This is a genomic window from Aminiphilus sp. (genome assembly GCF_029975095.1).
Lineage (GTDB): Bacteria > Synergistota > Synergistia > Synergistales > Aminiphilaceae > Aminiphilus.
Map to the genome: position 1 here is coordinate 1 of NZ_JARKPW010000051.1, position 8,513 is coordinate 8,513.

Annotated in this window: 7 protein-coding genes and 1 pseudogene; all 8 read right to left on the reverse strand. The window is 65.7% G+C overall.

Annotated elements, in window-relative coordinates; translation table 11 throughout:
- Positions 1–91: 91 nt before the first annotated feature.
- Complete coding sequence (locus Q1K49_RS03275) at positions 92–1,420, reverse strand: class I SAM-dependent RNA methyltransferase (protein ID WP_300522755.1); 1,329 nt, start codon at positions 1,418–1,420, stop codon at positions 92–94.
- 357 nt (positions 1,421–1,777) lie between these two features.
- Positions 1,778–3,385 carry a D-aminoacylase gene (locus Q1K49_RS03280; RefSeq protein ID WP_300522759.1) on the reverse strand — a complete coding sequence of 536 codons (1,608 nt, stop codon included), beginning with the start codon at positions 3,383–3,385 and terminating at the stop codon, positions 1,778–1,780.
- A gap of 31 nt (positions 3,386–3,416) precedes the next feature.
- Positions 3,417–4,532, reverse strand: coding sequence for a TRAP transporter large permease (locus Q1K49_RS03285; protein WP_300522760.1), 1,116 nt, complete (start codon positions 4,530–4,532; stop codon positions 3,417–3,419).
- Position 4,533: 1 nt separating this feature from the next.
- A pseudogene (locus Q1K49_RS03290) lies at positions 4,534–4,752 on the reverse strand (TRAP transporter large permease subunit); the annotation flags it as partial.
- Position 4,753: 1 nt separating this feature from the next.
- On the reverse strand, positions 4,754–5,266 hold the full coding sequence (locus Q1K49_RS03295) for a TRAP transporter small permease subunit (RefSeq protein ID WP_300522764.1): 513 nt from the start codon (positions 5,264–5,266) through the stop codon (positions 4,754–4,756).
- Positions 5,267–5,331: 65 nt separating this feature from the next.
- Positions 5,332–6,417, reverse strand: a complete 1,086-nt coding sequence (locus Q1K49_RS03300) for a TRAP transporter substrate-binding protein (protein WP_300522767.1) — start codon at positions 6,415–6,417, stop codon at positions 5,332–5,334.
- A 115-nt stretch (positions 6,418–6,532) separates the two neighbouring features.
- Positions 6,533–7,870: a hypothetical protein gene (locus Q1K49_RS03305; RefSeq protein ID WP_300522769.1), complete on the reverse strand. Its 1,338-nt coding sequence runs from the start codon at positions 7,868–7,870 to the stop codon at positions 6,533–6,535.
- A gap of 142 nt (positions 7,871–8,012) precedes the next feature.
- Positions 8,013–8,513: GrpB family protein (locus Q1K49_RS03310; RefSeq protein ID WP_300522771.1), on the reverse strand; the 501-nt coding region annotated here is incomplete at its 5' end.

Sequence of the window (8,513 nt, forward strand, 5' to 3'; positions counted from 1 at the left end):
CAGGCGGAACGCACACAACTTCGCGACCCGCTGCGAGAGGAACGAAGGCACAGCGACACGGAGGCGAAAAGGCGCAGGGGACGGTGTGTCCTCAGCGTTCCAGCAGGGCCAGCACTTCCACGGCGTCGGTGCGGGGAAAGAAGTCGTAGGGGAGAAGGCGCGCCACGCCGAAGCCCAGCGCCTCGAAGAGGCGCAGGTCCCGGGCGAGCGTGCCGGGACTGCAGGCCAGATAGACTGCGCGCCGGGGACGGCAGGCGGCGAGCCCCTCCGCAAGGCCCGGTTCGAGCCCGGACCGGGGGGGATTTGCGTAGACGAGGCGCCGGTCGGGAGACGCCTCGTCCAGCCACGGACGGATCTGGGGAAGGCGCGCCGCGCAGGTTCCGCGCAGGAGCGGGGCTCCCGGAGCGTTGCGGGCGGCGCAGTCGAGGGCCTCTCGGGAGGTCTCCACGCCGAGGGCTTCGGCGCCCCGGGCACGCCACAGGGCGAGGCTCGCCCCGATGCCGCAGTAGAGGTCCGCCACGCGGTCCCCGGGAGCGGGACGGAGAAAATCCGCCGCCGCCGCGAGGGACGCGTCGTGCAGCTCCGGAAGAAGCTGGGCGAAGGCCGTCGGGCCGTAGAACAGTCCCCGCTCGTCCCTGGAGCGGGGCGTTCCCCAGAGGAGGCGCCATCCGTTCCTGGCGAAGAGGCGCACCCCCGCCGCGGGATGCAGGTGCAGCCAGAGCCCCTCTCCGCCCGCCGCCGCGAGAGAATCCCGGAGCCGCGGAAGCCCCAGGGCCGCGTCGCCGGGATCGCGGGCGCTCTTGAGAATGAGCGTGGCCTGTCTCCCCGAGAGGACGACAAAGGCCAGAGGCAGCGCTCCTCCGGGGTCCGCGGCGGAGAGGGCGTCGCCGAGGAGGCGCAGCACCGCCTTTACCCGGAGGGAATGGAGCGGACAGTCCATCAACGAGACGAAAGGGCGTGGGCGGCTCGCGCCGTCCCGCCGATGTGCGGCGCGACGGTCGGCGGTTCCCTCCATGCCGAAGCGCCACCCCGCCGCGGGGTCGTGGTGCGCCGCAAGGGCAACCCGGTCGCGGTAGGCGAGCTGCCGCTCCGGCGGGGCCGTCACCAGCGGAGCCAGGCGTTCCGCCCAGGGAGCGAGAGCCCGGCGCGCCCGGGCGACCTTGCGCTCCTCCGACGCGGCGGAAGAAAGCCGCCCCGCGAGGCACCCGAGGCAGGCGGGGTCGCATCCCTCGAAAGACGGAGGGCGGGCATCGCCGGAAGGACCGCCCGAAGACATCCCGGCGCCACCTCCGGCGGCATCCCGGAAATCCCGGGATGTCGACCCGGACGGCCCCGTTCCGTCCGCATTTCCGGCACCGCAGGCGCACTCCGCCTGGGTGTCCGACGCCGCCTCATAGGCCGTCATTGTCCGTGTCCGCATCGCCTGCTGCTTCGTTCTCCCCGTCGCACCGCCTCCACATCCGGCGGCGCACTCTCCCGCACCCGCTCCGGAGGAGCCGTCTTCTCCGTTTCGCCGTGTCGTTCCGTCGAGCCCGTTTCTTTCGGAGTCATCGTCGTTCCCCGCCTCGTTCAGGGTTTTGCACTATCCGGATGTTCAAAAGGGTCCGCTGTCGGGCCCCCGGGCGTCCGCACCGGCGGACTCGGGCATTTGCCCCCGCCGCGGAGAGTTCCCTCCGCCACGACGATACCATACCGAAAAACCGCCGACGGGAACCATCGGCAGTTCCCCGGCCCTGTCGTCTCCCCCGCATCGGCGGACACGTTCCGGTTCTTTCCGTTACGCCCTGCGGAGGATCATGCCGGGCCGTCTGCCCGTGAGCCGTCCCTCCTCCACCACCACGGCACCGTTGACGATCACCCAGGGAATGCCCTCGGGAAAGCGGTGCGGATCGGTGAACGTCGCATGGTCGCAGATTCTGTACGGATCGAAGAGCGTGACATCCGCCCGGAATCCCTCGCGCAGCAGCCCCCGGTCCTGCAGCCCCAGCCGGAACGCGGGCATGGAGGTGATCTTCCGGATGCCCTCCTGGAGCGTCATGAGCTTCCCGTCGAGCACGTACCGGCGCAGGAAGCGCGGAAAGGTTCCGTAGCCCCTGGGGTGCGGCCTGCCCCCCGCAGACGGAGCGGACACCCACGCGTCGGAGGCGATGCAGGAGAGAGGATGGGCGAGCACCGCCTTCATGTCCTCCTCGTCGATGGCGAAGATGACCATCTTCGCCAGGCACCGGACCTCCGCGAGAAAGTCGAAGAGGCCGTCGAGAGGATCCGCCCCGGCAGCGTGCGTTCCGACGATCTCCCGCAGGGTCTTTCCCTCCACCTCGGGGCGGAGGGAGCACTCGCTCAGAACGATGTTCTCGAGTCCCGCGTCGGCGATCCAGTTCTCCCACTGACATCCCTTCCTGCGGATCTCCTCGGCCATCCGGCGGCGCGCTTCCGGTTCCCGGAGGCGCCGCAGCGTCTCCTCCACGCCTCCTTCGAGCGCGAAGGGAGGCAGCAGGGACGTCACGGTGGTGGACGCGGCCGTGTAGGGATAGGCGTCGCAGCACACGTCGATGCCCTCGGCGCGGGCCTCCTCCATCATGCGCAGGGTGTGGCGGACCTTGCCCCAGTTGGGGCGCCCGAGCGCCTTGTGGTGGGAGAGCTGCACGGGGACGTTCCATCGCCTGCCGAGTTCAAGGGCTTCCTCCACCGATTCGGCAAGGTAGTTCCCCTCGTTGCGCAGATGGGTCGCGTAGAGCGCGCCCGCCGGAGCGAGTTCCCCGGCAAGTTCGAGAAGTTCCTCCGTCCCGGTGAAGCTCCCGGGCGGGTAGATCAGGCCGCTCGAAAGGCCGAAACAGCCGTCGGCGAGAGCCTCCCGCAACAGGGCCTTCATGTGCGCCATCTCTGCGGCGCTCGCCCGGGAGGAGGCGAATCCCTTGGCGGCGATGCGGATCGTTCCCTGCCCGACGAGAAAGGCGAGGTTCTGGGCCGTTCCGACGGCGGCGACGGCCCTCATGTATTCTCCGCTGGTCCTCCAGCTCCAGTCGACCGCCTCGCAGGGAGGCACGAAGGGAGCAACATAGCGTCGGGCCAGCTCGATCGTCCCGTCGTCGAGGGGGGCCATGGACTCGCCGCAGTTCCCCGTGACCGAGGTCGTGACCCCCTGCATGATGTGGCTGTCCGCGGAGGGGAAGGCCAGAATTCCGTTGTCCCCGTGGTTGTGCATGTCCACGAACCCGGGACAGACCGCGAGCCCCGAGGCGTCGAGCGTCCGCTCCGCCTCCGTTCCGTCGATCCGTCCGATCCGGACGATGCGTCCGTCCGCAATGCCCATGTCCGCCTTCACGGCGGGATTTCCCGTGCCGTCGAAGAGAAAACCGTTTCGTATCGCAAGGTCCATTTTCATAGGGTCGTTCGCGCTCCTTGTCTGCGGTATCTTACCACGGTCCGACGACCTCCGGCCCCAGCACGAGCGTGGGGAGCCAGCAGGAAAGCGCCGGGATGTAGGTCGTCAGCAGCAACACGGGAATGCCGACGAGAAAGAAGAACACCAGGACGATCTTCGCCAGCTCCATGTAAGTGCACCCCGAGAGGCGGGTGCCGACGAAGAGGGACATGGCGAAGGGCGGGGTGATGACCCCCAGCCCGATGTTCAGGATGACGATGGAGCCGAGATGCACGAGGTTGACCCCCAGGTCCTGCATGAGGGGAAGAAAGAGCGGCACCGCCAGCACGAGGATCGGCGTGCCGTCGATGAACATGCCGAGGACGAGCAGGACCACGTTCATCGACAGGAGGATCATGCCCTTGGTGTGAAACAGGGTCATGGCGTAGTTGGCCACCATCTGGGCGACCCCGATCTTGATGAGGTAGCGTCCGAAGACGGTTCCCGTGGCGATGAGGACGAGAACGACGCCGATGGAGAGGATGGAGCTGTGGAGCGCCCGCCGGGTCCCTTCGAGGGTCAGGTCCCGGTAGACGAAGTAACCGATGACCATGCAGTACACGGCGGCGATGGCCCCCGCCTCGTTGGGCGTGCAGATGCCGCCGTAGATGCCCACCATGATGAGCGCCGGACATCCCAGCGCGGGAAGCGCGACCCAGGTGGACCTGCCCAGCTCCTTCACGGCCTCGGAAAAGGTGGCTGACACGGTGAGCGTTTCCCGAACCAGCGCCTGGTTCATGTACCGGGGACAGATGACGTAGTTCAGGATCGCGTAGCCTCCGGCGATCAGGAGCCCCGGAATGACCGTCGCCAGGAACATGGCGGAGACCGACTGCTGGGCAATGAGACAGTAGAGCAGCGCGGGCACGCTCGGGGGGATGAGATATCCCAGGAAACAGCAGGAGCAGATCACCGCGGCGGTGTAGCGTTTCTCGTATCCGTACCGTTCGAGCCGGGGGACGAGCAGGGGAATGAGCGCGGAAATGCAGGGAATCGAGGAGCCCGTGAGCGCCCCGAGAAAGAGCGTGGAGACGATGCCGACCGCCTCCCTCCCCCCCCCGGAGGCGCCCCCCCAGCGCGTATGAGAAACGCACGATCCGGTCCGCAAGCCCCGCCTCGGAGAGCAGGCTTCCGGCGAAGATGAAGAAGCCCACGGCCATCAGGACGTTGTTGTCCACCGCGTGGTAGAAGGTTCCCGCCAGAAAGGTGATCGACGAACCCGACGTCAGCAGTCCCGCGATGGAGCTGGCGATGAAGAGCCAGCAGAGGGGCATGCCGACGGCCATGCCGACGAAGAGCGTGACGAGAGCGACCAGGGAGGCTTCCATGTCACTCCGCCTCCTTTCGCCCGGCGAAAAGGGGAATCTGTCCCACCAGGCTCATCGCCGTGTGGAGAATGCACAAAACCAGCATGACATAGCAGGTCACGATGAGCCAGGAGGTGTTGAACCAGGGAACCATCGTTCCGTAGGACGGGCGCTTCATCGCCCTCGTCGCGAACTGCAGCACGGGACCGTGGAAGAGACAGAGCGTGACGAGCGTGAGCGCGTGAATGACGGTCTTGTAGGCCCGCAGCGCCCTCGGTTTTCCCGAGAGAAACACCTGGCTCAGGATGTCCACGGAGGTGTGCCCGTCCTCCCGGGTGGTGAACGCGATGGCACAGAGGGCCATGAAGACGAACAGATATTGCGTGAAGTCGCCGAGCCACATGACCTCCCAGTGGATGAGATAGCGGTTGACGACCAGGACGAACGTCAGGTAGGTGATCCCCAGCAGCCCGGTGTAGCAGAGGAAGTTCTCGATCTTCTCGATGGCCTTGAGGATCGCGGCGATACAGGGCAAGCCATTCCCTCCTTTTCAGCGGAAGGGGGCGCGCAGGAGCGCGCCCCCTTCGTTCGCGAGCCGGGTTACTGCGTCGCTCCCTTGGCGGTCACTTCCTTGTGGATCTTCTCGAGTTCCGCGGGGATGACCTTCACCATGTTCTGCCCCGGATACCGTTCCTCGAGCCATTTGCCGCACAGTTCCTCCCACATGGGCCCCATGTCCGAGGCCTCGCGGAAGGCGTCCCGCTCCTCCGGGGTCAGCCAGGTGATGGTGAAATCCTTGCGCCCCTTGAGTTTCTCCACGAAGTCCTTCTCGGCCTTCTCCTGAACGGCGAGCAGCTCCGCCTCCGTCTCGAGCGAGGCCTTCGTGACGGCCGCCTTGAGATCGTCGGGCAGGCTGTCCCAGAGTTCCTTGTTCATGACCACATAAGTGCTGTCCCAGATGAAATTGAGATCAGAATAGTGCTTCAGCACCTCGCAGTGACGCTCTTCCACGAGAGAGGCCCACATGGTCCAGCATCCGTCCACGACGCCCCGGGAAAGGGCGTTGTACAGTTCGCCCCAGGGAATCGTCTCGAGCATGACGCCTCTGCCCCTGCCCATGTTCGTCAGCGTCTTCACGCCGCCGGGAGAGGCGGAGACCCGGAGCTTCAGGTTCTTGAGGTCGTCGGGAGTCCGCAGGGGACGCTTGTTGTTGCCCAGGCCATAGGCACCCTGGGAACAGGCGAAGAGCAGGTGCCCGTCCACGTCCTCGAAGGCGTCCTTCATGACGCGGTAGAGAATGCCGTCGGGTTGCCGGTAGGCAAGGCGCATTTCGTTCCAGTTCACGATGATCCAGGTCATGTTGGGAACGCACCCGCCGGGAACGAGCGTCGGATAGGGGGAAAAGACGCCGATTTCGAGGCTCCCCTCCTGCATGGCGTGGAAATTCTCGTCGTGGCTGCCAAGCTGTCCGCTCGGGAAAAAGCGGACCTCGATGCGGCCGCCCGAATATTCCTTCACGCGGTCGCAGAACTTTGTGAACGACGCATCGGTCAGCGGGCGGGTCCAGGGTTGGGCGAAACTCCAGGTATATTCGGCGGCCTTCGCGGGAGCCCCCGCGCCGAGGACTGCCAGGGACAGCACGAAAACAAGTGTCAGCGCAAAAAACCGATATCCGTTTCTGTTCATGAAGCCTCTCCTTCCTCGCTGTCTGTTCGTCTCTGAGAAGAAGAATGCCGCGACTACGGACGACGCTGCGCTACAGACTGCACTGCACCGTGGATGACGGACTGCACGACCTTGCTTACACCCTGCTTCGCTCCTCTACATCCCCTCCTCCCCCGGTCAGCGTGCGGGAATGGAACCGGAACGCATCCTCCGTCGCCCGGTAGAGCCGCTGCGGCCGCCCCCTTCCCGCGTAGGAAAGCACACCGCACTCCCGGACGAGCCCCGCCTCAAGGAGCATGTTCATGACCTTCCGGGAACTTTTCGGCTGGATGCCCACGATCTTCGCGAACTCGGACGCCGTGAACGTTCCGTCGAAACACATCAGCCCCTGGACATATCTGCAGAGCGTGGGCGTCGCCAGCCCCATCCGTTTTCCCAGCCCGTCGATCTCCGCGTCGAAATGGGAGAAGAGCATCGCCGGTTCCCTGGACATGCCGAGAGGGCGCGCGCTTTTGCCGTCGAAGAGGTAACAGGTTTTTCCCTTCTCCCGGGCCACGTCCGCTGCCTTCGCCGCGTACTCCTCCGCGATTCTCAGGCTCGGCCCCACTCCGAAGCCCGCGACCACGGGAAAGCCGCAGGCGGCGCTCATTCCGGAGAGGAACGACACATCGGTGAGGTCGGACGTCCCCAGAAGAAACTGCCCCATGGTCTCTATGGTCTGAAAGCTGGACGAATCCCGGGGAATGGCGAGAATGCCCCGTCTTTTCGCGTACTCCACCAGGCTGCCGTTCAACTTCAGCATGGCCTCCTCGTACTGGCGCCTCCCCTCGAAAGGGGCCTCCGGACGAAAGACGCCCACCACGCTCAGAAGAAGCGTGTTGCTCTGGCCGCGCACTTCGAGAATCAGCCGTTCCACGGCGCTCCGGATGGTCTGCCGCGCCGGCGTCACCCGGAACGCGGGGAGGTTTTTTCCGAGAAGGGACCGGTGCACGGCCTCGACGCAGGTCAGGCAGATGTCCACCTTCCCTTCCGCCACGAGCGCGAGATGGAACTTCGCGATCTCCTCCACGGAAACATGGGTAAAATCGAACTCATGCGTGAAAATGGCGTCGATGTCGAGGGAGCAGTCCTCAAGGCCCTCGCGGACCTCGCTTTCGCTCAGGGTGTCCACGCTCATGCGCACCCTGCCGCGGAGATGCTCCCGGGCGTTGACCAGGGCGACGAGCAGCCCTGTGGTGCGAAGCGGAAGGTAGGACCAGGGGACGGAGCGCCGCACCGAATCGAGGCAGATGCAGTAGGGAATGGAACCGCAGAAGAAGACGGCATCCAGGTCGTTCTGGTTCCTGTCCACGAGATCGGGGGCCTCCCGGGGGAGGACGTATTCGAGAGGAACGAAGGCCACGTCCTCCAGCTCCGCCACCGCCGAGAGGGTTTTTCGCAGAAGGCTTGATGGTCCGACGAGTCCGATCCTCATTTTTTTCGCCACCAATGCGTCTATTTTGCGTTAAATTACGCTTTCTACTATAGAGTGATTTATCTGGCATGTCAACCCTCTTTCGGAAGACTAAAAAACGGCGGAGCCGAAAAACGGCTCCGCCGTCCTGTTTTCGATGCCGTCATCGTCGTTCCCGGCGGGGCGCACCATACCGGGCCTTCGCCAGGGCGGTGACGCGGAGGACGAAGGCGGTCTTTCCCCTGGTGTAGGCCACGCGGTCCCGGGGAAAGATGGCGGCGAGGCTTCGCTTCAGCGCCCCGTAGGCCCGGGCCGTGCGGGGCTCGGCGATGAGGTAGTCCCGGAAGAGCAGCCGGTCCCAGTGCTCGAAGTGGGCCTCCACCATGTGGATGTGGTGGGTCCGCACGCCCCGGCGGTCGCGCCGGATGAACCAGGCGTAGTAGGGGGGCGTGTCGTTTCCCCAGGAAGGACGCCAGAAATAATCGTACCCCTGGGCCTCCAGCACGGGGGCGATGCGCTCCCGGGTCGCGTCGAGGCTCGTCACCTCCACGAGCATGTCCACGATGGGCTTGGCCGCGAGTCCCGGTACGGCGGTGCTGCCGAAGTGCTCGATCCGCCGGAGCAGCCCGTCGGGAAAACAGTCGAGCAGGTGCGCCTTCTCCGC

Bases quoted from the DNA above. Each gene is read 5' to 3' on its own strand.
- Q1K49_RS03305 (WP_300522769.1), bottom strand. From the start codon at position 7,870: ATGAGGATCGGACTCGTCGGACCATCAAGCCTTCTGCGAAAAACCCTC.
- Q1K49_RS03280 (WP_300522759.1), bottom strand. From the start codon at position 3,385: ATGAAAATGGACCTTGCGATACGAAACGGTTTTCTCTTCGACGGCACG.
- Q1K49_RS03300 (WP_300522767.1), bottom strand. From the start codon at position 6,417: ATGAACAGAAACGGATATCGGTTTTTTGCGCTGACACTTGTTTTCGTG.
- Q1K49_RS03275 (WP_300522755.1), bottom strand. From the start codon at position 1,420: ATGCGGACACGGACAATGACGGCCTATGAGGCGGCGTCGGACACCCAG.